The sequence below is a fragment of the Stenotrophomonas sp. genome, from assembly GCF_032056425.1.
In the GTDB taxonomy this organism is placed as follows: Bacteria; Pseudomonadota; Gammaproteobacteria; order Xanthomonadales; family Xanthomonadaceae; genus Stenotrophomonas.
Map to the genome: position 1 here is coordinate 1 of NZ_DAMBCN010000037.1, position 25,324 is coordinate 25,324.

The window sequence follows — 25,324 nt, forward strand, 5'->3', positions numbered from 1 at the left end:
GCGCCATCCATGGCGCCTGCGGTCCTGCCCACCCACACCGCCCCGCCTCTGACAGTTCTCCGCGATCTGTCGGGCCAGGCGGGGTCGGGTCCCGTTGCTCCGCAACGGGATCCGACCCCAGATTGATTTCGATTTCAATTGAACGTCATCCACGCATGGCGTGGATCTACTGGCCGCCGGCCAACTGGATGAATCCATTCGATATCTGATAGATGCGTCGACCAAGGTCGACACCTACCAACAGGCGTGCGAAACAACGGGCGCCGTTACCCACAGCCGCGTGAACCTGTCGAAGGTGGGGCGGTGTCGGATTGCGGGGTGTCAGCCGCATGGATGCGGCTGCCAAGCCTACAGGGACGTACTTGCGGCGTCCCCGCAATCCGACACCGCCCCGCCAACCCACGGATAGCCCGCTTTTGAAGTTGAAGTTGAAGTTGACATTGCCCTGGCTCGAAAAGCAGGTGCAGGGCTGCAAGCCCTGCCGAACCACCCTCCCCCTTTTGCGCATGTAAACGATTCCAGCGCTTTTCAGCGAAACATCATTCGGTAGACACGTCCCTGCAATATTGCGCAGCAGCATGCGCAGACCCTCTGGCCATGCTAAAAATCGCCCCGCCATCGCTTAGATCGATCCAAGCGGATCCCGTGGGATGGCCCGGCGTTGGGGACCGGCACCGGATGTACCCGAACACCAGCGCGCCGCCCCAGGCAGCCGCGCGGCATCAGCAAAATCGGCACCGCAGATTAGATCGATTCAAGTTTCCGCGTCAGTCACCGGATCAATCCATGAGAGAGGGAGAGATGGCAATCAAGCATTCAACTCGTACGCACGGCCGCGACGCCTTGTCGTTCGCCGTCGCACTGGCCCTGGCCGCAGCCGTCGCGCCGACCGGCGCCGCTGCCCAGCAGGCCAGCGCACAACCGACCACCGGCAGCGCCGACGCCACCACGCTGGACAGCGTGCAGGTCACCGGCTACCGCTATGCGATCGAGAAGAGCCTGCAGCAGAAGCGCGACGCAAACGCCGTGGTCGAAGTGATCACCGCCGAGGACGTCGGCAAGTTCCCCGACAAGAACGTTGCCGATTCGCTGCAGCGCGTACCCGGCGTGGTCATCACCCGCGACGGCGGCGAAGGCAAGAGCGTCAGCGTGCGCGGCCTCGATCCCGACCTGACCCTGACCCAGTTGAACGGCAACTACATCGCCACCTCCGAAACCAATGACGAGGCCAGCCGTTCGTTCAACTACACCCTGCTGCCGTCGAACATGCTCTCCAGCGCCGAGCTGTTCAAATCGCCGGAAGCACGCATCGACGAGGGCGGCATCGGCGGCACGGTCATCCTGCACACCCGTCGCCCGCTGGAGATGGAATCCAACTCCGGCTATGTGACCCTGGAAGGTGTCTCCTCCGATACCCACCAGGACGTCGACCCGCAGGCGTCGGCACTGTACTCGTGGCACAGCAAGGACGAGCGCTTCGGCGTGCTGGTCGGCGTGACCCAGCAGAAGCGCACCAGCCGCACCATGGAAGTGACCACCGAGAACTACCAGTGGTACGGCACCGATGTCGATGCCCGTGATGTCAACGGCAACGCCCTCACCCAGGGCGGCATCAACTACTGGTGGGGCAACTCCGGCTTCAACGACCAGTTCGGGCGCAACTACAGCGACTTCTTCATGCCCACCTCGGTGAACTTCGCGGTGAAGGAAGAGAAGCGCGAGCGCAAGGGCGGCCAGCTGACCTTCCAGTTCAAGCCGGTCGACAACCTGACCCTGACCGCCAACTACTTCCGTTTCCAGCTGGACGGCGACTACACGCAGAACATGCTGAAGGTGCCCGAGTGGAACATGGCGCGCTACAACGGTGACGGCAACTGGACCGGCGGCCGCCTGCTCAACGGCCTCAGCTTCGACCCCAGTGGCACCGTGGTCACCGGCGCACAGTTCGAAAAGCTGGCCGGCAAGACCTACTACTGCAGCGAAGACGAAGCCGCTGCCGCGGGCCTGGCCCCGGGTGGCTGGGGACCGGACGACTGCACCATTCCCACCCCGCAGCTGACCGGTGGCTACAGCCGCGAAAAGGCGCTCTCGCAGACCGCCGACCTGACCATCGACTGGGACATCAGCCCGTTGTGGAAGGCCTCCTTCAGCGGCGGCCGCACCTGGTCCGAGGGTGGCCCGTCGATGAACTTCCGCATGTCGGCCAAACCGCGCCGCCGCGTCAACGGTGTGTGGGAATCGGGCAACCAGTACACCGCGTGGGACCTGACCGGCACCCCGTCGCTGACCGTCTCGCCGAACCTGCAGGAGGTGCTGATGAATGGCATCGCCGAGGTCGACACCGGCTCGACCGATTCGTCGTGGATGCAGACCGAGGTCGAGCAGAACCACTTCCAGGCCGACGTCACCAAGATGTTCGAAAGCGGCTGGCTGGATTCGATCCAGTTCGGCGCCAAGTATCGTGACGGCAAGGTCCACCGCAACACCGGCAACACCTACTGGGTGTGCCAGGGCGCCGACCCGGCCGACTATGACAGCCGCTACCAGGCGGGCTGTGACAACACCGCCGGCATCGCCCAGCCCAGCTTCTTCCTGTCCAACCCGATCAGCGGCATCGCCGGTGGCTTCAACGCGAACGTCTTCCCGGGCATCAACTTCCCGTCCTACATCGACTACCTGAATTCCACCTACGGCTCGTCGCACAACCGCGTTGAGGACGATTTCGTCTACAACGTCAACGAGAAAATCTACTCCGGCTACTTCCAGGCCAACTTCCGTACCGAGCGCCTGCGCGGCAACGTCGGCGTGCGCGTGGTGCGAACCAAGCAGTTCGCCCAGTCCAGCGACTCGATCGAACGCTTCAACGACTACTTCCTGGACAATGCCTCTGGCGCGCCGATGTCGTGCGACGATCCGGCGGCGGCCGCCTTCCCGACCTACGGTTGCGAAAGCGGCTTCGTGCGCCTGCCCGATGCCCTGGCACGCGAGAAGAGCTACGAGCTGATCGGTTCGGACCGCACCTACACCGACGTGCTGCCCAGCTTCAACATCGCCTGGGACATCACCGACAACCTGGTGCTGCGTGGCGCCGCGTCGAAGGTGGTGGCACGGCCGAGCTACACCAGCATTGCCGCACCCGGCAGCCTGAGCTACTACAGCCCCGAGTACGTCAATGACCGCCGCGTTGCCGGCGGTGCACCGACCGAAGGCTGGGCCGGCAATGGCAGCAACAAGAACCTGGAGGCCTTCGAAGCGACCCAGTACGACCTGGGCGTGGAGTGGTACTTCATGCCGGGCGCGGTCGCCGGCGTCGGCCTGTTCCGCAAGGACATCAGCAACTTCACCGTGCCGATCGTGCGTGACGTGCAGATGGAAGTCGGCGGCGAAATGGTCACGGTGCAGAACTACAGCACCCAGGCCAATGGTCGCGATGCAGTGTCGCAGGGCGTGGAGCTGTACGGCCAGTACACCTTCGACTTCGGTCTGGGCGTGCAGGCCAACTACACCTACAACGACACCAACCTGGCCTCGATCGAGCTCAATGGAGAGAACCTGGGTGCATCGCCGCTGGTGGGCAGTGCCAAGAACCAGGCCAACCTGACGGTGTTCTACGAAACCGACCGGTTCCTGGCCCGCGCCTCGTACAACCGTCGCGGTGAAGTGGTCGGCGGCCTGGTCAACGGCATGACCCAGTACACCGAGCCGTACGACCAGCTGGATCTGAACGTGGCCTACAACTTCACCGAAGCGCTGACCTTCACTGCCTCGGTGCTGAACGCCACCAAGTCGGAACAGCGCATCTACCTGGGCAACGACACCCAGTCGCGCCTGATCTCCAACCTGTATTCGGGCCGACAGATCTACTTCGGCGCGACCTACAAGTTCTAAGCGCTACCGGGGTCGGAGCCCTTCTGCGAAGGGATCCGACCCCGTACCTCGGTCCTCCACGGCAGCCACGCTTTTACAGGTGGCTGCCGTTTTTGTGTGCACCGTCGTCCAGCGCCTTGCGCAATGCCGCCACCGTGGCGGTGCTGGTCTGGTGCCAGTCCGGGTCCAGCCCGCGCAGCAGCGGATTCTGGAACTGCATGGCCGAGCGCCGCAGGCCCTTGGCCGATGCATGCAGTTCGCCGCAGCCGGTCTGCCGCGCGATCCTGGCGATATTGGCCGGGCCGACCCCTGCCCCGGCCATCACGCTGATGCGCCCGGCAGCCTGCGCCACCAGCGTGGCCAGCATGCTGCTGCCGGCTTCGGCACTGACCTGACCGCCTGAACTGAGCACCCGGGTGCATCCCAGTTCGATCACCTGTTCCAGTGCAGACGGCAGATCGCGTGCGGCATCGAATGCGCGGTGGAAGGTGACCTGCAACGGTCCTGCGGCCTGCACCAGCTCGCGGCACAGCGGCAGGTCGATGCCACCGTGCACATCCAGCGCACCGATCACCACGCCATCGCAGCCCAGTGCGCGGCACTGCGCGATATCGCGCAGCATCAGCTCGGTTTCCAGCGCGTCGTAATGGAAATCGCCCGGGCGCGGCCGCACCAGCACGAACAGCGGAATATGCAGGCGCTCGCGGGCAAGGGCGATGCTGGCGAACGACGGCGTGGTGCCGCCCTCGCCCAGGTTGTCGAACAGTTCGATGCGGTCGGCGCCACCGGCCTGTGCTGCCAGCGCCGATGCCAATGAATTGCTGGCGATTTCCAGCGTCAGCGCGGCGCTCACGTCTGGCTGCTCGTGTAGATCGAGGGCGAATCGCGCAGGTCATCCTGGCGCTGGCCATCGCACACGGCGTAGACGAAGCCCCGATGCAGCGCGTACGCGCCCACCTCGCCCTGCTTGTTCATTGCCAGGAAGCACACCTGCAGCGTGCGGCTGGCTTCGGGGCGCTTGCGCACCACCCGGTCGATCGCTTCGCGGCAGGCCTGCGCCGGCGTGCGGCCCTGCCGCATCAGCTCCACCACCAGGAACGAGGCGGCGTTGCGGATCATCTCCTCGCCCACGCCCGACGCGGTGGCTGCCCCGACTTCGTTGTCCACGTACAGGCCGACACCGATGATCGGGCTGTCCCCTACCCGCCCGTGCAGCTTCCAGGCCATGCCACTGGTGGTGCAGGCGCCGGCAAGGTTGCCCTTGGCATCCAGCGCCAGCATGCCGATGGTGTCGTGGTTGTCGCTGTTGCCGGGGATGCCGCGGCGCTCGGCGTTGATCTGCGGCTGGTACTTTTCGGTCTTCAACCATTCGCGCCAGGCCGCCTCGGCCTGCGGGGTCAGCAATCGCTTGCGCTCGAAGCCCTGCTGCACTGCGAACTGCTGCGCGCCCTCGCCCACCAGCAGCACGTGCGGGCTGTTTTCCATCACCCTGCGTGCCACCGACACCGGGTGCGCGATGTCCACCAGCGCCGCCACCGCGCCACAGCGGCCATCGCCATCCATGATGCTCGCGTCCAGGCTCAGCACGCCGTCGCGATCGGGATTGCCACAGTGGCCCACCGTCGGGTTGCACAGCTCGCTCTCGGCCCAGCGTGCACCGGCTTCCACCGCATCCAGCGCGCTGCCACCCTGGGCCAGCACCTTCCATGCCGCCTGGTTGGCCGGCACGCCGAAGTCCCACGTTGAAACCACCTTCGCCCCGCCCTGCGTGCGCGCCTGCACACCCGGCAAGGCGGCCATGCCTGCAGCCAGTGCACCGGCCTGCAGGAACTGCCTGCGATCCACCATGTTGCCCTCCCCTTGAAGAAAGCGATGCCGACCCGGGGCCGGCCGTGTTTCAGCCCGCGCGCGGCCCTCGCGCAGCGTGCCAGACGGCCGCGCCGAGCACGCCCAGCTGGCCATGTTCGACCCGCCATACCGGCACCTGGCGCAGCACATCGGTCAGGACACCCTTGTTGAGGAACCGCTCGCGGAAGCGGCCATCGGCCAGGAAATCCTGCACGTGGGTGGAAATGCCGCCGGCCAGGTAAACCGAACGTGCGCCCACGGCAATGGCCGCATCGCCGGCCAGGCTGCCCAACCAGGCGCAGAACACCTGCAGGGTTTCCACGGCCACCGCATCTTCGCCGCTGCGCGCGGCGCCGATCAGTGCCTCGGTGGTCGACCACTGCGGTGCAACGCCGCGCAGTTCGCACAGGCACGGGTACAGGTTCAGCAGGCCGCTGCCGGACAGCACCCGCTCGTTGTCCACGTGCGGCCAGCGCTGCAGCAGCTTGGCCAGCACCTGCAGTTCCAGCGCGGTACCGGCACCCAGCGCAGCGTGGCCCAGTTCGCTGGCCAGCACCGGGCGATCACCGTCGGCAAAGCGCAGCGCCGCACCCAGGCCGGTGCCCGCCCCCAGCACCAGCGCCGGAAAGGCCTGCGCCGGATCGCCTGGGCCGTTCAGTGGCACCAGCGTTTCCGGCTGCAGGTAAGGCACCGCCAGCGCCACCGCCTCGAAATCATTGATCAGCTGCAGCTCGCCCAGTCCCGACTGCGCGCGGGTGGACGACAACGAAACCGTCCACGGCAGATTGGCGTTGATCAGTACATCGCCATCCATCACGCCGGCAATGGCCACCACCGCGCTGCGCACGGGCGCGTCCAGGTGGCCGCTGAAATCGGCCAGGATCGCAGCCAGGCTGGGATGGTCGGCGCAGGCATACGTGCGGTAGCCGCCCAGCCGCGGTGTCTGGCCGGGCACGAGGGCGGCCAGCGCCACGCGGGCGAAGGTGCCGCCAACATCGGCCACCACTACGGTGTGCGGAACGCCGGCGCCACGGGCGTCGGAGGAAGACGGGTCTACTGCTGCGACGTTCACACGGGCCTGCTTGAATCGACGGATCGGCGTCGATTCTCGGGCATCCCTGCGGCTTTGCCAACGCTGCGGCACGGTCCTGGCCCGCGTGCGCTTACATGCCTTCCTGCTCGGCCACCTGCACCCCGTCCACCAGCACCCGCAGGCGCTGTGGGCGGAACCCGGCGAACAGCAGCGGACGGGTGCGTTCCACCAGCACCTGGTGGCCGGCAATGTGGCGCATCCACGATTGCACCAGCGAGAACGAGAAATGCGTGCCGGGATGCAGCGGGTGCTGCACCCAGACCGTCTCGCTGACGCTGCGCAGCTGCATGGCGCCACTGAACCAGTGTCGGCTGAGGGTGACCGGCGTGGTGCCGGCCATGAAGCGGATTTCCATGGCGCGTCCTTTCGTCGTGGCAGCCGCGTCCCCCGTCAGGGTTGGGCGGTCTGCAGGCTGTAAGTCGTGGTCGCGGTGAACACCGCACCGTCAGGCTGGGTGGAGCGCACCTCCACCTTGTGGCTGCCCACCTCCAGGCCGGTCGGCAGCGCACCGCGCCACAGGTGCGGCGACGCGGTCGCTTCCGGCGAACGGTCGTAGCCCCGCAGCGTGGTGGCCAGGTCGTCGGCCACGTTTTCCACCAGCAGGCGCGGGTCAGGCTGGCTGACCTGCTTCATCGGCTGCCACGGGCCGCCGTCCACGCGGTATTCCACCACGCTGGCGTCCTCGCCCATGTACACGTTGGCATACACGCCCCAGGCCGGGTACGCGCCCTGGCGCAGCACCTTCGGCGCGTGCAGGCCGATCTGCTCGCTGGCCGGTGCGCCGGCCACGCGGTACTGCAGGCGGTAACTGCCGTTGCCGGCCACATCCAGCAGCGAATAGCCCTTCGGCGTGCCGTCGCTCATGGTGCTGTCCGGCACGCCAGCGGCATTCTTCACGCCGGACCAGAACGCACCGCAGTTGGCGCCCACGTTGTATTCGTGCAGCGGCTTCTCACCCTGCCAGCCCTCGGCCTTGCCGTGGTAGACATGCTGCTGGGTGTGGCTGTGCCCGCTCAGCACCAGCACGTTGCGGAACGGCTTGAGCAGATCGAACAGGCGCTGGCGATCGGCATGGCGGAAGGTCTCGCGCCCCGGTGCCGCGTCGAACAACGGAATGTGCATGCCCAGCACCAGCAGGCGGTCCTTGTGCAGGCCCTTCAGGTAGGCGGCCAGGAAGGCGAACTGGTCCTCGCGCAGGCCGCCCACGTACTTCGGCTTGGCGTTGGGGTCGTACACCACGTCGTCCAGGAACACGAAGCTGGCACCGCCCTCTTCCACCGCGTAGGTGTCCGGGCCGTAGATGTTGCGCCAGCTGTCCAGCGAGTGGTCATCGTTGGCGGCGTCGAAATCCAGGTCGTGGTTGCCGGGAACATGGAACCACGGCACGCCCAGTTCGGTGGTCACCTTGTTGATGGCCGGGTACAGGGTCAGGTCGTCATTGACGATGTCGCCCAGGGTGGTGCCCAGACGCGCCTTGGTCTGCCCCACCAGCGGCTGCACGATCGACTGCTGGTAGTAGCCGATGTCCTGCGTGGTGGCGGTCTGTGAATCGGTGAACACCAGCATCTGGAAGCCGCGACGGCTGTCGTGGCGATCGGCCTGCAGGGCGAAATCCCAGCTGCGGGCGGCGTCACCGGTGGCGGCGATGCCACCGTACTTCAGCGCCGGCGAACCGTTGGGGCGATAGTGGCGCCAGAACGATGGCAGGCCATCGGCAGCCTTCGGGAAAGTGTACGCATCGGGCTTGATGACGAACACCGTCTGGCCGTCACGCACCGGCAGGCTGTAGCTGCCATCTGCGGCGGTCTTGACGATGGTTTCGCCGTTGGACACCTGCACCCCGGCCAGGCCGGGATCGGTGGCACCGCGCCCCGGCTTGCCGTCGCGCTCCAGATAGACCTTTCCGCTCACCACGGTATCGGCGGCCCACGCCGGCGAAGTAAGCAACAGGCAGCACAGCCAGGCGGCGGGCAGTTTCATGGGGGCGGTCCGGGGGCAGAGAGACCCCCTATTGTAGGTGCGGACCGTTGGTCCGCACACCACTATCTGTCGCCCTTGTAGAGTCGAGCCATGCTCGACTATCGCCTTTGTAGAGTCGAGCCATGCTCGACTGTCGCCTTTGTAGAGTCGAGCCATGCTCGACTGCATTGGCCACAACAGTCGAGCAAGCTCGACTCTACCCGTGGGAATGGCGCTGCTCCAGCACTGCGCGCGCATCATCCAGCGACAGGCCGCGTGCGCGCAGCAGCACCAGCAGGTGGTACAGCAGGTCGGCCGATTCGCCCAGCAGCGCCTCATCGTCCTGCGCCACCGCCGCCAGCGCCGTTTCCACGCCCTCCTCGCCCACTTTCTGTGCGATGCGGCGGATGCCGCCTTCGAACAGCGCGGTGGTGTAGCTGCCCGGCGGCCGCTGTGCGTCGCGCACGGCCACCAGCTGGTCCAGCCCGCCCAGGAAATCCTTCGGCGCACCGTCGAAGCAACTCTCCGCGCCGGTGTGGCAGGTCGGGCCCGCCGGGCGTGCCAGCACCAGCACGGTGTCAGCATCGCAATCGACGCTGATCGACTGCACCGCCAGCACGTGGCCGGACTGCTCGCCCTTGGTCCACAGACGCTGCTTGCTGCGGCTGTAGAAGGTCATGTGGCCGGTCACCTGGGTGATATGCAGCGACTCGGCATTCACATAGCCCAGCATCAGCACCTGCAGGGTGTCAGCATCCTGCACCACGGCCGGCAGCAGGCCATCGCCCTTGGCCCAGTCCAGCGTTTCCAGTGCCTGCGGCGACGGGCGTATTTCAATAGACATCTCGAACCTCGATCTGTTGCTCGCGCAGGTAGCGCTTCAAATCCGCAATCGCAATGGCGCCGCTGTGGAACACGCTGGCGGCCAGTGCACCGTCCACGTCCGCCTGGTCGAACGCCTGGGCGAAGTGCTCCATCGCACCGGCGCCGCCCGAGGCAATCAGCGGCACGTTGCACACCGCACGCGCCTGGCGCAGCTGTGCCACGTCGTAGCCGCGGCGCACGCCATCGCTGTCCATGCAGTTCAGCACGATCTCACCGGCACCACGCCGCTGCGCATCCACGATCCAGTCCAGGGTGCGCAACGGCACCGCCTGGGTCCTGCTGGGGTCACCGGTGAACCGGCGCACGCGCCATTCGCCATCGGCCTCTCGCACCGAATCGACGCCAACCACAACGCACTGCACGCCAAATTCGTCGGCCAGTTCGGTAATCAACTCCGGACGCCCCAGCGCCGGCGAGTTGATCGAGATCTTGTCGGCGCCGGCGAACAACACCCGGCGCGCGGTTTCCACGCTGTCGATGCCACCGGCCACGCAGAACGGAATATCGATCAGGCGAGCGATGCGTTCGATCCAGGCCACATCCACCGAGCGTGCCTCGGGACTGGCGCCAATGTCATAGAACACCAGTTCGTCGGCGCCCTGGTCGCGATAGCGCTGGGCCAGCTCGGCGATATCGCCCATGTCCACGTGGTCGCGGAAGCGCACGCCCTTGACCACGCGGCCATCGCGCACGTCCAGGCAGGGAATGATGCGGCGGCTCAACATGCCAGTGCCTCGCTCAGGTCCATGCGCTGTTCCAGCAGAGCCTTGCCCAGGATCGCGCCGCCGCAGCCGGCCGCGCGCGCCTCGGCCACGTCGGCCACGCTGCGGATGCCGCCGGAGGCCTGTACGGCCACGCCCGGCAACAGCGCGGCAAGGTGGGCGTACAGGCTGATGTTCGGGCCGGCCAGCATGCCATCGCGGGCGATGTCGGTGCACAGCAGGTGGGCCATGCCGGCCTGCGCATAGCGCTGCGCCAGTGCATCCAGAGTGACCCCGGCGTTCTCGGTCCAGCCGTGGACCGGCAGCTGCCACTGGCCCTGCGCGTCCTGGCGGGCGTCCAGGGCAATGGTCAGGCGCTGCGGACCGAACTCGGCCAGCCAGCCGATCACGGTGTCCGGCTCGCGCACTGCTAACGAACCGACCACCACGCGGCCGGCGCCGGCGTCGAGGATGCGCGCCACGTCGTCGCGCCCGCGCACGCCGCCGCCGGTCTGCACCTGCAACGGGGTCTGCGCGCGGATCGCCGCCAGCAGGGGCGCCAGGGTGTAGCCACCCGCGCGCGCGGCGTCCAGGTCGACCAGGTGCATCCACTGCGCGCCCTGCGCGGCGAAGGTCTGCGCGCGCGGCAGCGGATCGTCGCCGTAATGGGTTTCCTGCGCGTAGTCGCCCTGGCGCAGCCGCACCACGCGGCCATCACGGATATCCAGCGCGGGGTAGACGGTGAAGCTCATGCAGCGGTGCCCTCAAGGAAATTGCGCAACATCTGCGATCCGGTCTCGCCGGAACGCTCGGGATGGAACTGGGCACCGAAGTAGCGGCCCTGCTCCACCACGGCGGTGAACAGGCCGCCGTGGTCGCAGGCGGCCACGGTGTGAGTGTTCAGCGGGGCGGCGTAGCTGTGCACGAAGTACGCACTGGCACGCGCGGGCACGCCCTGCAGCAGGGTCGATTCGCGCAGCGGCAGCAGCCGGTTCCAGCCCATGTGCGGTACGCGGATGCCGCACGCCGGCACCAGCTTGCGCACCACGCCGGGAATCAGGCCCAGGGTATCCACGCCGGCTTCTTCGGAACGATCAAACAGCAACTGCATGCCCAGGCAGATGCCCATCAGCGGCACCTCCAGGCGGCGCAGGGGTTCGACCAGGCCCTGCGCGTGCAACCGCTGCATGCCCGGCGCCGCCGCGCCCACGCCGGGCAGGATCACCCGCTGTGCACCGGCCAGACCTTCGGCATCGCGCACCAGCCGCACCCGCGCACCCAGCCGCTCCAGTGCGTAGCGCACCGAGCCCAGGTTGGCACCGCCGGCATCGATCAGCGCGACCTCGCTCACAGCGCCCCCTTGGTGCTGGGCAGCGCGGTGCCCTGGCGGGCCAGCGCCGGGCGAAGCGCCCGGGCCAGCGCCTTGAAGCAGGCTTCGACCTTGTGGTGATCGTTGTCACCGCGCACCTGCAGGTTCAGGTTCAGGCCACTGGCATCGCACAGCGAACGGAAGAAGTGCGGCACCAGTTCGGTGGGCATGTCGCCCACGCGTTCGCGCTTGAACTTGCCTTCGAACACGAAGTACGGCCGGCCGCTGAAGTCCAGCGCGGCACTGGCCAACGTCTCGTCCATCGGCAGGGTGAAGCCGTAGCGGCCGATGCCGCGCTTGTCGCCCAGCGCTTCGCGCAACGCCTGCCCCAGCGCCAGGCCGGTGTCCTCGATGGTGTGGTGTTCGTCGATGTGCAGATCGCCTTCGGCCCGGATGTCCAGAGCGAAACCGCCGTGCTTGCCGATCTGTTCCAGCATGTGGTCGAAGAACGGCAGGCCTGTGGCGATGTGCGCATCACCAGCGCGGTCCAGGTCCAGTTCGACGCGGATCTTCGTTTCCTTGGTGTTGCGCTGGACCACTGCGGTACGCGGCGCGTCGGCCAGTGCGTGGGCGATGCCCGGCCAGTCCCACTCTCCTCCGAACTGTTCGGTGCGCAGCTGGAACCCGCGGATGTTGAGGTTGTCGGCGAACTGCAGGTCGGTGATGCGATCACCGACCATGCCCGAACGCGCCCAGTCGATGCTGCGGTCCTGCAGGTAAGCGGTCATCAGGCCGATGGCCGGCTTGCGCGTGGGCGCATTGTCCTGCGGCCAGCTGCAGTCGATCAGCACGTCACGGAACACGATGCCCTGGCTTTCGAAGATCTGCAGCATCAGGTCGTTGGGGCCGTCGAAGCTGGCGCGCGGATAGGCCTCGCTGCCCAGGCCATCCTGGTTGGTAACGATGACGAACTGGTAGCCGGCATCGCGCAGCTTCAGCAACGCCGGGATGACCTGCGGCACGAAGCGCAGCTTCTCGTACGCGTCGATCTGGAAGTCGGCCGGCTCCTCGATCAGGGTGCCGTCGCGGTCGATGAACAGAATGGGGGTCATGCAGCGGCCCTCCGAGCCGACAGGGCCGCGAGCACGCGGTCGTTCTCTTCGCGTGTGCCGATGCTGATGCGCAGCGCATCGCCCAACTGCGGCGCGGCGCGCTGGTCGCGCACCACTACGCCGGCGGCCAGCAAGGTATCGAATGCCGCCTGCGCATCACTGAAACGGACCAGCAGGTAGTTGCCGGACGAGCGGTACACGCGGTGCACGCCGGGCAGGCCGGGCAGCGCGGTGAACAGGCGCTCGCGCTCGCCGATGACGGCGGCGACGCGCTCTGCGGTGCGGGCCAGTGCGGCCGGCTGCAACGCCTGCACCGCCAGTTCGGCGCACGGCGTCGGTACCGGGTACGGGGCCTGGCAACGGCGCAGCACGGCAATCAGTTCCGGCGCCGCGATGAGGGTACCGATGCGCGCGGCGGCCAACGCATGCGCCTTGGACAGCGTGCGCAGCACCGCCAGGTTGGCGTGTGCGGACAACAGCGTGGTGGCCGAGGGGCGTTGTGCGTATTCCACGTAGGCTTCGTCCACCACCACCAGGGCCTGCCCACGCAATGCCGTGGCAACCCGTTCGATCCCGTCCAGGCTGATATCGCTGCCGGCCGGATTGGACGGTGCGCACAGGAACACCAGCTTGGCGCCCTGCTGCTGCGCGGCGCCGATGACAGCATCCAGATCGGCGTGCAGACCCTCGGCCGAATCCACCAGCGGTACATCGATCAGCGCCGCGCCCTGCAGGCGCGCGCACACCGCGTACATGCCAAATACCGGCGAGGTAACCAGTACGCCGTCACGGCCGGGCACGCACAGCGCACGCACCAGCAGATCGATGGCCTCGTCGCTGCCGCGGCCGATCAGCAGCTCCTGCGGCTGCACGCCGTACAGCGCGGCCAGACCCTCGCGCAATGCCAGCGGCTGCGGCTCGGGGTAGCGACGGCTGCTGCCGGCGGTATCGGCTGGGTTGGCCCAGGCCGACTCGTTGGCGTTCAACCAGACCTCGCCCTGCACCGCCGCGCTGCGTGCCGAACTGTAGCCGGCAAACGCCTGCAGGTCCGGGCGCACCAGCGCCAGCACGTCGTCCAGCGCGCTCATGCGGCCGCCTCCATGCGAACGGCCACGGCGCGCTCGTGCGCGTCCAGGCCTTCGGCACTGGCGATGATGCGCGCACAGCCACCGATCGCGGCAAGCCCCTGCGCGCTGGCGCTCTGCACGCTGATCAGGTTCTGGAAGCTGGCCACGCTTACGCCGCTGTAGGCGCGGGCGGCACCGGCGGTGGGCAGCACGTGGTTGGTGCCACTGCAGTAATCGCCCAGCGCTTCGGGCGTGTAGTCCCCCAGGAATACCGAACCGGCAGCCTGCACCTGCGGCAGCCAGTCACGCGGTTCACGCAGCGCCAGGATCAGGTGCTCGGGCGCGTAGCGGTTGCTGATCGCGAAGGCTTCGTCCAGCGCATCGACCTGGATCAGGCGCGACGCCGACAGCGCCTGCCGCGCAATCTGCTGGCGCGGCAACAGGGCGACCTGGCGCTCCACTTCGGCCTCAACCGCTGCCAGCATGGCCGCGTCGTCGGTCAGCAGCAGTACCTGCGAATCGGGGCCGTGCTCGGCCTGCGACAGCAGGTCAGCCGCCACGAACGCGGGATTGGCACCGGCATCGGCGATCACCAGCACTTCCGACGGGCCGGCCGGCATGTCGATGGCGGCTGCACCGTCCTGCGCCACCTGCTGCTTGGCCTCGGTCACAAAACTGTTACCCGGCCCGAACAGCTTGTCGCAGGCCGGAATGCTGTCAGTGCCATAGGCCATCGCGGCAATGGCCTGCGCGCCGCCCAGCTTGAACACGCGCTGCACGCCGGTCAGGCGCGCGGCCACCAGTACCGCCGGATCGGCACTGCCGTCGGCGCGCGGCGGCGTGCACAGCACCACCTGCGGGCAGCCGGCCAGTTGCGCCGGCACGCCCAGCATCAGCGCGGTGGACGGCAGCGGCGCGCTGCCGGCGGGCACATACAGGCCCACCCGGCCGATCGGCCGCAGCATGCGCTCGCAGACCACGCCCGGCGCGGTTTCCACCGCATAGCCCTGGCCCATGCCGGCCTGGTGGAAGCGGCCGATGCGCTCGGCGGCCTCGACCATGGCCTGGCGCAGCTCAGCCGGCACGGCCGCTTCGGCTGCGGCGAATTCGTCTTCGGATACTTCGAATGCAGGCAGTTCCACCCCGTCGAAACGGGCGGTGATCGCGCGCAGGGCGGTATCGCCATCGGCGCGCACCTGCGCGATCAGCGCAGCCACCGCATCGCGGGTCCGCTGGGCCACGGTCTGCACCGGGCGGGTCAAGGCCTCGCTGCGCGCGGCGTCATCAAGTTGCGACCAGATCAGACGATTCATGCCAGCGACCGCTCCACGCTCAACACCATCAGGCCCTGGGCGCCGGCGCGCTCCAGCTCTTCCATGCGCTGCCAGGTCAACGGACCCGGGCACATGGTCTGCAGGCGCAGCGCGCCCCCATCGGCAGGCAAACGCACCAGCGGCTCGGCATCGGCCAGCAACTGCGCCAGCGCGTCCACCCGGTCTTCGCTGGCGCGGAACATCAGCAGCTTGCGGTCCTGCTTCTGCACCACCCCATCCAGGCGGCGCAGCAGCATGCTGCGCAGGCCGGCACGGGCATCGTCGGGCACGCGCACGGCCCCGGCCAGCACCGCTTCGCTGTCCAGCAGGTTGTGCACGGGGGTGAGCTGGTTGGCGCGCAGGGTGGCGCCGCTGGACACCAGATCGCAGATCAGGTCGGCAGTGCCCAGGCGCGGGGCGATTTCCACCGAGCCGGACAGTTCCACAACCTGCGCATCCACGTCCTGCTCGCCCAGCCACTGCTTGAGGATGGCCGGGTAGCTGGTGGCGATGCGGGTGCCGGCCAGCTGCGCCGGCCCGGTCCACTGCCATTCTTCGGGCACGGCCAGCATCAGCCGGCACTGGCCGAAGCCCAGCCCGCGCAGGGCCTGGTAGGCGTCCGGCAGGCCGATCTGGCGGCGCGCGGCGGCCTGTTCGTCCAGTTCGTTGCGGCCCACGATGCCCAGGTCGCACACGCCATCGGCGATCAGGCCGGGAATGTCGTCGTCGCGCACCAGCAGCAGGTCCACCGGCAGCGATTCGCCGTAGCAGAACAACTTGTCGCGGCTCTCACGCCAGCTCAGGCCGCAGGCACTGAGCAGGTTGCGGGCGGGTTCGGCCAGACGGCCGCTCTTCTGGATGGCGATGCGCAGCCGGTCGCGTGCCGGTGCTGCCTGGGTTGCACTCATGGGGGAGGTCTCGAAGTTCGGAACGGGGCGCGGGTCAGCGCGAAGCAAGGCGGTCGATGGCAGCGGCATAGCCTCGATGGCCATGCTCGAGCGTGCGCGCCACCCGTCCGGTGGTGGTCACGCTGACCCCGGTACGTTCATGGATCTCGCGGTACGGCACGCCCTGCTGCAGCAGCGGCACAACCTTCCAGCGGTCGGCCATGGCTTCGAGCTCGGCCGGGGTGCAGAGGTCGCGAAGGAAGGCGAGCACTTGGTCGGGTTCGCGCAGGGCGGCAAAGGCCTGGGCCAGGGAGTCGAGGTCGGCCTGGGGGTCTTTGGCGGCGATGTCGGGGCGGGCTTTCACGGGGGTCGATTTCATGCATCAATGTAATAGCGCGCTAGTACATTAACGCATTATTCCGCAGTGCGTCAAATCTGGGGGGGGGAGTTGTGGGCAGGGCTGCGCCCTGCACCCGCTGTAGAGTCGAGCCATGCTCGACTGAAGCAACAGCAAAAGCTGGTTTCCTGAGGGTGGCGGGGTGGGTCCGGTTGAGGGGGACGCTGCAAGTACGTCCATGTAAGCTCGGTCGCCGCATCCATGCGGCTCACGCCCCCTCAACCGGACCCACCCCGCCTTCGACAGTTTCCTGCGGGCTGTTGGAACGGCAAGGGGTCGGATCCGTTTTTTGAAGGAAAACGGCTCTGACCCCTGGGATGGGCACAAAAAAACGCCCACCAGGAGGTGGGCGTTTCGTGGGGTGTCGGCGTGCGGTCAACCGGCCGTTACATCACCTTCGACTGTTCCAGCTCGACCTGCAGGGTGCTGGCCAGTTCGTCGCGGGAGATCTCGAACTGCTGCTCGCGCACCAGGTCCTTCACTGCGACGACGCCGCGTGCCAGTTCATCCTCGCCCGCCAGCACCACGAAGCGGATGCCGGCCTTGGCGGCGTACTGGAACTGCTTGCCGATCTTCTTCGGCTCCATCTGCACTTCGGTGTTGATGCCACCGCTGCGCAGGCGGCGGGCGATGTCCAGCGACTGCGCCATGCCTTGGTCGTCCATCAGTGCCACCAGCGCCTGCACGCTGCTGGCCTCGATGCCGTCGATCAGGCCGGCTTCGCGCAGCTGCCAGAACAGGCGCGACAGGCCGATGGAAATGCCCACGCCCGGCAGCTTGGACTTGCTGTAGTGGCTGGCCAGGTCTTCGTAACGGCCGCCCGAGCAGATCGAACCGATCTGCGGGTGGTCGGTCAGCGTGGTTTCGTACACGGTGCCGGTGTAGTAATCCAGGCCGCGGGCGATGGAGAAGTTCAGGCAGTACGCGCTTTCCGGCACGCCCAGCGCCTGCACCAGCTGCAGCACCTCGCGCAGCTCGGCCACGCCCGCACGCAGGGTCTCCGACGATGCGGCATTGGCTTCCAGCGCGGCCAGCTGGGCCAGCGCATCGGCATGCCCCTGCGAACGCACGGCCACGAACGCCAGAATCTTCTCGACCTGCTCTGCCGGAATCGCGAAGCCCTCGCCCACCAGCGTCTCGCGCACGTAGTCAGGGCCACGCTTGTCCAGCTTGTCCACTTCGCGCAACACGGCCAGCTGGCGCTCGCCCTCGGCCACGCCCAGGCTTTCGAAGAAGCCGCGCATCAGCTTGCGGTTGTTCAGCTGGATGCTGAAATCGCCGATGCGCAGTTCCGAGAACACGGCGTGGATGACGGCCAGCACTTCAGCGTCGTAACGCACGCTCAGGCTGTCCTTGCCGATCACGTCGATGTCGCACTGGTAGAACTCGCGGAAGCGGCCACGCTGGGCGCGTTCACCGCGGTACACGCGCTGCATCTGGTAGCGGCGGAACGGGAAGGTCAGCTCGTGTTCGTGCTCGGCCACGTAGCGGGCCAGCGGCACGGTCAGGTCGAAACGCAGCGCCATTTCCGGCAGCGAACGATCACCCGATTCGGCGGCGTTGGCCAGCGCACCGGTGGACTGCACGAAGTACACCTGCCGCTCGGTTTCGCCACCGGACTTGGTCAGCAACACATCGGACAGCTCGAACACCGGGGTTTCCACCGGCAGGAACCCGAAGCGCTCGTAGTTGCGGCGGATGACGTCCAGCATGCGCTGGAACGCAATCTGCTCGCGCGGCAGCAGTTCAAGGGTGCCGGGCGGGGTACGGGGCTTGATCACGGGGCGGAACTCCTGCAGGAACGGGAACGTGGGAGGGGGCAACATTCTAGCGCCCCGCATCGCTCAACCGCCGATCAGGGGCCATCTGGCCGCATGAAGTATCATAAAGGCCTCCCCCGCCCGCGATCTGCCCCTGCACCATGTCCCGGCCCGACGGCGCCCAGCCCGCTGACCCCTCCTCCGCTGGATCGTCCTGCACCACGCTGGACTGCCTGCACTGCTCGGTGCGGCATCTGGCCGTGTGCTCGGCGCTGTCGCCGGACGAGGTGCAGGCCCTGGAACAGGTCACCGTGTCGCAGCAGGTGGCGGTGGGCAGCACCTTGGCCCGCAGCGGCGAAGAGCGCCTGCATGTCTATACATTGACTGCCGGTGCTCTGCGTCTGGTGCGCACCCTGGCCGATGGCCGCCGCCAGATCAGCGGCTTCGTGCTGCCGGGCGATTACCTGGGCCTGAGTGGCAGCGACCACCATCGCTACGATATCGAAGCCATAGCGGACAGCCGCGTGTGCCGGGTGGCCATGCCGCAGATGCGGGCCCTGCGCGGGCGTTACCCGCACCTGGAACGCAAGCTGCTGCAGCGCGCCTGCCAGGAACTGGACGCCGCACAGGACGCCGCGCTGGCCCTGGCGCGCCTGCAACCGGCGGAGAAACTGGCCGATTTCCTGCTGCGCCTGGCCGCACGCGAGGCCCGCCTGGGCGGGGACGGCCTGCGCGTGCAGCTGCCCATGGGCCGCGGCGATATTGCCGACCATCTGGGCCTGACCATGGAAACCGTCAGCCGTACCTTCACCAAGCTGCGCCAGCAGGGTCTGATCGCCCTGCCCCACCTGAACGTGGTGGAGATCCAGGACGAAGATGGCCTGCGTGCGCTGGCCGGTGACGGTCTGCTGTAACCGCAGCCGCCGGGCATGGCCCGGCGGCATTTGATCAGCGCAACAACACCGCGCGCAACGCGCTGTAATCGGCAGGCAATGGTTCGGCGTGCGCCGGGCGCTGCAGCAGCGCCTCCAGCGCCGGCGGTACTGCCACGGCGTCGCCGATCAACGGCTCCACCACGGCCTCGAACTTCGCCGGGTGCGCCGTCGCCACCACCGCCCAATCCCCCTTGGCGCCACGCGTGCGCAGATCGCGCAGCACCTTTACCGCTGTGGCCGTGTGCGGGCAGAACACTTCGCCATGGCTGGCATGTTCACTGGCGATGGTCGCGCGGATCGTCACATCGTCCACGCTGAACGCACGGAACGCTGCTCGCAGTTCGGCGTCGTCCTCGTTGTACAGCCAGCGCAGGCGCTCGAAATTGCTGGGCGCGCCGACGTCCATGGCATTGGCCACGGTGGCCACACTGGCCTGCGGCTGGTAATCGCCGCCGTTGAAGTAGGCCGGCAACACCGCGTTGGCGTTGGTCGCCAGCACGATCTGCCCGATCGGCACGCCCAGCGCGCGCGCCAGCACTGCGGCCATCGCATTGCCCAGGTTGCCGGTGGGCACCACCAGGTTCAAGCGGCGCCCGCTCTGCGCGTGGTGCACCAGCGCGGCGTGTGCGTAGTAGCTCATCTGCGGCAGCAGGCGGCCCAGGCTGATGCTGTTGGCCGAACTGAGCGGCACCTGCGCCTGCAACGCGGTGTCGGCCAGCGCCTGCTTGGCCATGGTCTGGCAGTCATCGAACGAACCGGCCACCCGCAGCGCCTGGATGTTGCCGCCGAAGCAGCCCAGCTGATGCGCCTGGCGCGGCGATACGCGACCGTCGGGATACAGCACCACCACGCGCACGCCCGGCAGCTGGTGGAAGGCCGCGGCCACGGCCGCGCCGGTATCGCCGGAGGTCGCCACCACGATGGTCAAGTCGCGATCCTTGCCGGCCTGCAGGCGCGACAACGCACCGGCCAGGAAACGCGCACCGATGTCCTTGAACGCGGCCGTCGGCCCGTGAAACAGCTCCAGCACATGGTCGCCATTGCCGAGCGCGCGCAGCGGCACGGGGAAATCGAACGCCTGCTGGCAGATTGCAGGCAGCACATCGGCCAGTGCATCACCTGCAAAGAACGGCGCCAGCAGATCCGCGGCGGTGTCGGCCAGGGTTGCACCGGCCTGCAGTACACGGGGCGACGGCAGGCGCTCGGGAACATACAGGCCACCATCAGGGGCCAGCCCCGCGGCGATGGCGGCACTCAGGCCAACGGCCGGTGACTGGCCACGGGTCGATACGAAATGCATCACGTCGGTTTCCATAAGGGGGGAAGGATTCAGCACAGGTGCGCTCCCGGGGCATCCAGCGGCGAGACCCAGGCCTCGCTGTCCAGACCGGCGGCCGCGAACGCAGCACGCACCGGCGCCGCCGCGGCCCTGGCGCGGTCGGCATCTTCAAACCAGGCGAACACGCTGGGGCCGGCACCGGAAATGCCGGCCCCCATCGCGCCGGCCGCCAACGCCGCCGCCTTGGCCGCATCGAAACCGGCAATCAGCCCGGCGCGGCGCGGCTCCACCAGCACATCGCGCAGCCCGGCCTTCACCAGCTCCGGATCACTGCGATGGCAGCCACTGAGCACCAGCGCCAGGTTGGCGCTCTGCGCCACGAACTCGCCCAGTGCATAACTGCCCTGCAGCGCCTGCCGCGCACGCCGCGTTTCCAGCACCGCGTGCGGGTGCACCAGCAGGCTGTGCCAGCTGGCCGGTACCGGCACCGGCACCAGGCGATCTGCGGTGCACAGCGCCAGCCCGCCCAGCAGCAGCGGGCCGACGTTGTCGCCGTGGCGCCCGCCACTGGCCACGGCCTCGCCATCCAGCGCATGCGGGTACAGCGCGGCGCGCGGCAGCGGCGAATCCAGCAGCGCGTTGGCGGCCACCAGTGCGGCCACGCACGAAGCCGCCGACCCGCCCATGCCCGAACCAAACGGAATGCCCTTGTCGATCTCGATGGCGAAGCCGGATTCCAGGCCCAGCGCTTCGCGCAGCGACATCAGCGCCGCACCGGCCGTGTTGCCGGCGGCGTCCAAGGGCAATGCCACTTCGCTGCCGCGGATCGCATCGATACGCACCAGAGGGTCGGCGATGCGGCGCACGGTCACCGTATCGCCCACCCCGGCCATGGCATGGCCCAGGATGTCGAAGCCCACGGCCACGTTGGCCACCGAGCCCGGCGCGAATGCACGTGCAATCACAGCCGCGCTCCTTCGCCAGCCGCCACCCGCAGCAGGTCAGCGAAGACGCCGGCGGCGGTCACTTCCGGGCCTGCACCCGGGCCCTGCACCACCAGCGGATTGTCACAGTAGCGGCGGGTACGGAACTGCACCACGTTGTCGGTCAGGCGCAGGTTGGCGAAGGCGTGGTCGGCCGGCAGCGCCTGCAGGCCCACCGATGCACCGTCAGCCCCCAGCCGTGCCACGTAACGCAGCACCGCGCCCCGCTCACGCGCGGCCTGCAGCCGGGCCAGCAGTTCCGCATCCGATTCGCCCAGCCGCGCCATGAAACCCTCCACGCTGCCCTCGCGCAGCGCGGCCGGCACCAGGCTTTCCACCTGCACCTGTTCCAGGCTGAGCGCATGCCCGGCCTCGCGGGCCAGGATCACCAATTTGCGCGCCACATCCACGCCGGACAGGTCATCACGCGGGTCTGGCTCGGTGTAGCCCATGGAACGCGCCTGCGCCACCAGTTCCGAGAACGGCTGGCTGCCGTCGAACCGGTTGAACAACCAGGCCAGCGTGCCGGAGAAGATGCCTTCGATCGCCAGCACTTCATCACCGGTATCCACCAGATCGCGCAGCGTGGTGATCACCGGCAGGCCTGCGCCGACCGTGGCCTCGTAGCGGAAACGTGCGCCGCTGGCCGCCGCCGCCGCCCGGATGCGCTGGTAGCGTGCCAGCGGGCCGGCGCCGGCCTGTTTGTTCGGGGTGACCACATGGATGCCCGCCGCCAGCCAGTCGGCGTAGCGGTCGGCCACCTCGGCGCTGCCGCTGCAGTCAATCACCATCGCATGCGGCAGGTGCGCGGCCAGCAGGTGCTCGGTGAAGGCATCCAGATCGTTGGCCTGGCCGTTCTCCTGCAGCGCGGCGCGCCAATCGGCATGCAGCACTTCCGCCTCCAGGCGCATGCGCGAACGCGAGGCCAACGCGCGCACGCGCAGATCAACATTGGCCTTGGCCAGCAGCTGCGGGCGCGCGGCCAGCAACTGGTCAAGCAATGCCGCACCCACGTTGCCCGGACCGATCACGCCCACCGCGAACGTCTGCGGCGACAGCCAGAACCCCGCATGCGCAGCGCGCAGCGCACGCGGCGCATCGGCGCTGGACACGGCCACCGAGATATTGCGCTCCGACGAGCCCTGGGCGATCGCCAGGATGTTCACCTGCGCGCGGCCCAGCGCTTCGAACAGGCGTGCAGCCACACCCGGTTGGCCGGCCATGCCGTCGCCCACCGCAGCCAGCACGCTCACATCGCCACTGACCTGGACCCGCTGCACCTGGCCCACCGACAGTTCGTGGGCAAACGCCTGCAGCAGTGCCTCCCGGCCACGCGCGGCCTCGGCGCCGCGCACCACGCAGCAGATCGAATGTTCAGAGGACCCCTGCGAGATCATCACGACCGACACATGGGCCTGGCGCAGCGCGGAGAACACGCGCTCGGCGGTACCCGGCACGCCCATCAGGCCGGTCCCTTCCAGGTTCAACAGGGCCAGACCCGGGCTGAGCGTCAGCCCCTTCACCGGCCCGCGCGGGGAACGCTCGGCGCTGATGCGCGTGCCCGGGTGCAGCGGCTGGAAGGTGTTGCGGATGATGATCGGCATGCCCAGGCGGATTGCCGGCGACATCGTCTGCGGATGCACCACCTTGGCGCCGAAGTACGCCAGTTCGCAGGCCTCGTCGTAGCTCAAGGCCTCCAGCTGCACCGCTTCGGGCACCAGTCGCGGGTCGGCCGACAGCACGCCGTCCACATCGGTCCAGATATGCAGCTCATCGGCATTGAACAGGGCGGCGAAGATCGCGCCGGAATAGTCGCTGCCATTGCGGCCCAGCGTGGTGATGCGTTCCTGGCGGTCGCGCGCCACGAATCCGGTCGCCACCACCCGCGCCTGCGGGTGCTGCAGGCGCCAGTTGGCCAAGCGGTCGGCGCTGGCCTCCCAGTCCACGTCCACGCCCAGTTCGCCATGGCCGACCACCAGCACGTCGCGCGCATCCAGCACTGCGCAGTCTTCGCCCAGTGCCCGCAGGTAGCTGCCCAGCAGCTGCGCGGAAAACACTTCGCCCAACCCCTGCACGCGGTCCAGCACTTCGCGCGGCAGTTCGCCGATCACCGACAGCGCGGCCAGCACCTCGGCCAACTGGTCAAAGCGCGCGTCGATCCAGTCCACCGTCTCACCCACCTGCTCGCCCAGCAGGGCCACCGCCGCACCGCGATGGCGCGCGCGCACCGCGTGCCATGCATCGCGCCAGCCGGCGTCGCCGTGCGCGGCCAGCTGGGCCAGTTCGATCAGCGCATCGGTGACCCCCTTCATGGCCGACACCACGGTGACCTGCAGCGCTTCGGGGCGGGCCAGCAGCAGCCCCGCTACGTGGCGATAGCGCTCGGCGTCAGCCACCGAGGTGCCGCCGAACTTGTGCACGACAGTGGACGGCGCAGCCAGATCGGCGTGGGCAGCGGAATGAGCAGGGGCGTTGGCAGACATGCAGACCTCATTGGGAGGCCCCGTCGCATGCAGGTGTCGAGTTTCCCCGCCACCTGGATGGTGCGGGGCCGTGGTTTTCGGGAGTTACACGAAGACGACGGGCCGCACCAAGGCAGTGGTGACAGTGGTGGTGGTAATGGTGGTAATGACGACCGGCGCAGTCGAGCGGCCCGCGGTGGCGGGGGCGATCAGGCTGGCAAGGGCGGTATCGAGCACCATGGCGCACAGAAAACACCGTGCGCCCGGGGGCTGTCAAGTGCTGCAACGCAAAAATGTTGTGCGGCGATCATCTGCCAACATGCCGCCATTTGGTTGCATCTGTGACGAAGCGGCGATCAGCGCGCGCAACGCAGGCAATCAGCCCGCATGTTCGGCGATCGCGCGCGGGGCGCGGTGCGCGTGCGCACACAGCAGCACCCCGGCCACCAGGCAGACGATGGCCAGCGCCTCCAGCAGGGTCGGCCAGCGCCACTGCCAGGCGAATGCGTACAGCAGCGCGAACAGGGTCTCGAACACGATCATCTGCCCGGTCAGGGTGAGCGGCAACAGGCGGCTGGCGCGGTTCCAGAAGGCATTGCCGATCAGCGAGGCGAACACCGCCACCCCTGCGCTGATGCTCCAGAACAGCGTCCACTGCGCCGGGGTGTGCGCCGCGGCCTGGCCCATGAAGGCCATCGGCACCAGCAGCAGGGCCAGGCCACCGGTGGTCACGCCGGTCAGCATGGACCAGTCATGGCTGGAAAGATCCGGCCGCCGCGCCAGCCAGCGGCTGTTGCCCACCGAATACACCGCCCACGAGAACAGCGCACCAAATGCACAGATCAGCCCCAGCACGCGCTGTCGCCACGGCGTGGCCAGATGTTCGGACATCAGCGCCTCCCACCCCACCAGCGCCACGCCGAGCACGCACAGCGCCAGTGCCGGCAACAACTGCTTCAACGGTACCGCGCCCTGCTCACGCACGCCGACCAGGGTTACCACCACTGGTATCAGCCCGACGATGAGCGACGCCGCCGCGCCACCAGCCCACTGCACGGCGGTGGCCAGCAGCAGGAAGTACACCAGGTTGCCAGCCAGGCTGAGCCACAGCAGGCCAATCCATTCGGCGCGGCCCAGCTTCGGCGCCAGCCGCTTCCAGCGCGGCAGCAGCAACACCAGCGCGATCAGCCCGTAGACCAGGTAGCGGCCGGCCGACAGTTGCAGGGCATTGAACGAACGCAGCACGGCGGGAGCGAGGAACACCACGCCCCACAGCGCGCCTGCGGCAACGCCATTGGCGATGCCCAGGGCCATCGGGTTGTTGCGCATGAACACATCGTCGGGGGAAGGACAGGCCGCGCAGTGTAGGCGCCGCTGCCGCCCGCGTCTTGACCGAGGCTATTGCCCTGCCCCATGGCCGCGGCCTTGCCCCGTGCTTCGTAGCGTCGAGCTTGCTCGACGGCGCTC

Annotated in this window: 22 protein-coding genes; 2 read left to right on the forward strand and 20 right to left on the reverse strand. The window is 68.1% G+C overall.

The genetic code is table 11. The annotated features are described in order from the left end of the window. The first annotated feature begins 801 nt into the window (after nucleotides 1-801). Entirely contained in the window at nucleotides 802-3,888 is a 3,087-nt protein-coding gene (locus RTY46_RS18140; protein WP_312710140.1) for a TonB-dependent receptor, read from the forward strand. Nucleotides 3,889-3,961: 73 nt separating this feature from the next. Here the strand turns inward: RTY46_RS18140 and RTY46_RS18145 are convergent, their stop codons facing one another. The 15 genes from RTY46_RS18145 to hisS form a co-directional block, all read right to left on the reverse strand. Next, nucleotides 3,962-4,720 (reverse strand): copper homeostasis protein CutC, encoded by a 759-nt coding sequence (locus RTY46_RS18145; protein ID WP_312710142.1) that lies wholly within the window; start codon nucleotides 4,718-4,720, stop codon nucleotides 3,962-3,964. Next, nucleotides 4,717-5,715, reverse strand: coding sequence for a N(4)-(beta-N-acetylglucosaminyl)-L-asparaginase (locus RTY46_RS18150; RefSeq protein ID WP_312710143.1), 999 nt, complete (start codon nucleotides 5,713-5,715; stop codon nucleotides 4,717-4,719). The genes RTY46_RS18145 and RTY46_RS18150 overlap by 4 nt, the downstream gene beginning before the upstream one ends. A gap of 49 nt (nucleotides 5,716-5,764) precedes the next feature. Continuing rightward, nucleotides 5,765-6,787 carry a glucokinase gene (locus RTY46_RS18155; protein ID WP_312710144.1) on the reverse strand — a complete coding sequence of 341 codons (1,023 nt, stop codon included), beginning with the start codon at nucleotides 6,785-6,787 and terminating at the stop codon, nucleotides 5,765-5,767. 91 nt (nucleotides 6,788-6,878) lie between these two features. Continuing rightward, nucleotides 6,879-7,163: a hypothetical protein gene (locus RTY46_RS18160; RefSeq protein WP_312710146.1), complete on the reverse strand. Its 285-nt coding sequence runs from the start codon at nucleotides 7,161-7,163 to the stop codon at nucleotides 6,879-6,881. Nucleotides 7,164-7,198: 35 nt separating this feature from the next. Next, nucleotides 7,199-8,788, reverse strand: a complete 1,590-nt coding sequence (locus tag RTY46_RS18165) for a calcineurin-like phosphoesterase family protein (protein ID WP_312710147.1) — start codon at nucleotides 8,786-8,788, stop codon at nucleotides 7,199-7,201. Between the two features lie 196 nt (nucleotides 8,789-8,984). Continuing rightward, complete coding sequence (gene hisIE, locus RTY46_RS18170) at nucleotides 8,985-9,611, reverse strand: bifunctional phosphoribosyl-AMP cyclohydrolase/phosphoribosyl-ATP diphosphatase HisIE (protein WP_312710148.1); 627 nt, start codon at nucleotides 9,609-9,611, stop codon at nucleotides 8,985-8,987. Next, nucleotides 9,601-10,377 (reverse strand): imidazole glycerol phosphate synthase subunit HisF, encoded by a 777-nt coding sequence (gene hisF, locus RTY46_RS18175; protein ID WP_312710150.1) that lies wholly within the window; start codon nucleotides 10,375-10,377, stop codon nucleotides 9,601-9,603. Before hisF ends, hisIE begins: the two co-directional genes overlap by 11 nt. Then, a complete protein-coding gene (gene hisA / locus RTY46_RS18180; protein WP_312710151.1) occupies nucleotides 10,371-11,105 on the reverse strand; it encodes a 1-(5-phosphoribosyl)-5-[(5-phosphoribosylamino)methylideneamino]imidazole-4-carboxamide isomerase in 735 nt (244 codons plus the stop codon). The genes hisF and hisA overlap by 7 nt, the downstream gene beginning before the upstream one ends. Continuing rightward, entirely contained in the window at nucleotides 11,102-11,704 is a 603-nt protein-coding gene (gene hisH, locus RTY46_RS18185; RefSeq protein ID WP_312710153.1) for an imidazole glycerol phosphate synthase subunit HisH, read from the reverse strand. Before hisH ends, hisA begins: the two co-directional genes overlap by 4 nt. Next, nucleotides 11,701-12,774, reverse strand: a complete 1,074-nt coding sequence (hisB, locus tag RTY46_RS18190) for a bifunctional histidinol-phosphatase/imidazoleglycerol-phosphate dehydratase HisB (RefSeq protein WP_312710154.1) — start codon at nucleotides 12,772-12,774, stop codon at nucleotides 11,701-11,703. Before hisB ends, hisH begins: the two co-directional genes overlap by 4 nt. After that, nucleotides 12,771-13,862, reverse strand: coding sequence for a histidinol-phosphate transaminase (hisC, locus tag RTY46_RS18195; RefSeq protein ID WP_312710155.1), 1,092 nt, complete (start codon nucleotides 13,860-13,862; stop codon nucleotides 12,771-12,773). The genes hisB and hisC overlap by 4 nt, the downstream gene beginning before the upstream one ends. Beyond that, nucleotides 13,859-15,154 carry a histidinol dehydrogenase gene (gene hisD, locus RTY46_RS18200; RefSeq protein WP_312710156.1) on the reverse strand — a complete coding sequence of 432 codons (1,296 nt, stop codon included), beginning with the start codon at nucleotides 15,152-15,154 and terminating at the stop codon, nucleotides 13,859-13,861. Before hisD ends, hisC begins: the two co-directional genes overlap by 4 nt. Further along, a complete protein-coding gene (gene hisG, locus RTY46_RS18205) occupies nucleotides 15,151-16,062 on the reverse strand; it encodes an ATP phosphoribosyltransferase (protein WP_312710157.1) in 912 nt (303 codons plus the stop codon). The genes hisD and hisG overlap by 4 nt, the downstream gene beginning before the upstream one ends. Before the next feature lie 34 nt (nucleotides 16,063-16,096). Then, nucleotides 16,097-16,420 (reverse strand): YerC/YecD family TrpR-related protein, encoded by a 324-nt coding sequence (locus RTY46_RS18210; RefSeq protein WP_312710158.1) that lies wholly within the window; start codon nucleotides 16,418-16,420, stop codon nucleotides 16,097-16,099. Between the two features lie 404 nt (nucleotides 16,421-16,824). Next, nucleotides 16,825-18,219: a histidine--tRNA ligase gene (hisS, locus tag RTY46_RS18215; protein WP_312710159.1), complete on the reverse strand. Its 1,395-nt coding sequence runs from the start codon at nucleotides 18,217-18,219 to the stop codon at nucleotides 16,825-16,827. A gap of 140 nt (nucleotides 18,220-18,359) precedes the next feature. On the opposite strand from hisS, the gene RTY46_RS18220 reads away from it, so the two are divergent. Beyond that, nucleotides 18,360-19,112, forward strand: a complete 753-nt coding sequence (locus RTY46_RS18220) for a helix-turn-helix domain-containing protein (protein ID WP_312710160.1) — start codon at nucleotides 18,360-18,362, stop codon at nucleotides 19,110-19,112. Nucleotides 19,113-19,146: 34 nt separating this feature from the next. On the opposite strand, the gene thrC is transcribed toward RTY46_RS18220, so the two are convergent. The 5 genes from thrC to RTY46_RS18245 all read right to left on the reverse strand — a co-directional run bounded on the left by thrC (nucleotide 19,147) and on the right by RTY46_RS18245 (nucleotide 25,186). Next, nucleotides 19,147-20,433, reverse strand: coding sequence for a threonine synthase (thrC, locus tag RTY46_RS18225; RefSeq protein WP_312710170.1), 1,287 nt, complete (start codon nucleotides 20,431-20,433; stop codon nucleotides 19,147-19,149). A 29-nt stretch (nucleotides 20,434-20,462) separates the two neighbouring features. Continuing rightward, nucleotides 20,463-21,377 carry a homoserine kinase gene (locus tag RTY46_RS18230; protein ID WP_312710162.1) on the reverse strand — a complete coding sequence of 305 codons (915 nt, stop codon included), beginning with the start codon at nucleotides 21,375-21,377 and terminating at the stop codon, nucleotides 20,463-20,465. Further along, nucleotides 21,374-23,878 carry a bifunctional aspartate kinase/homoserine dehydrogenase I gene (gene thrA, locus RTY46_RS18235; RefSeq protein WP_312710163.1) on the reverse strand — a complete coding sequence of 835 codons (2,505 nt, stop codon included), beginning with the start codon at nucleotides 23,876-23,878 and terminating at the stop codon, nucleotides 21,374-21,376. Before thrA ends, RTY46_RS18230 begins: the two co-directional genes overlap by 4 nt. An 84-nt stretch (nucleotides 23,879-23,962) precedes the next feature. Continuing rightward, a complete protein-coding gene (locus RTY46_RS18240) occupies nucleotides 23,963-24,097 on the reverse strand; it encodes a hypothetical protein (RefSeq protein WP_312710166.1) in 135 nt (44 codons plus the stop codon). Between the two features lie 138 nt (nucleotides 24,098-24,235). Further along, entirely contained in the window at nucleotides 24,236-25,186 is a 951-nt protein-coding gene (locus RTY46_RS18245) for a DMT family transporter (protein WP_312710168.1), read from the reverse strand. Between the last annotated feature and the right edge of the window lie 138 nt (nucleotides 25,187-25,324).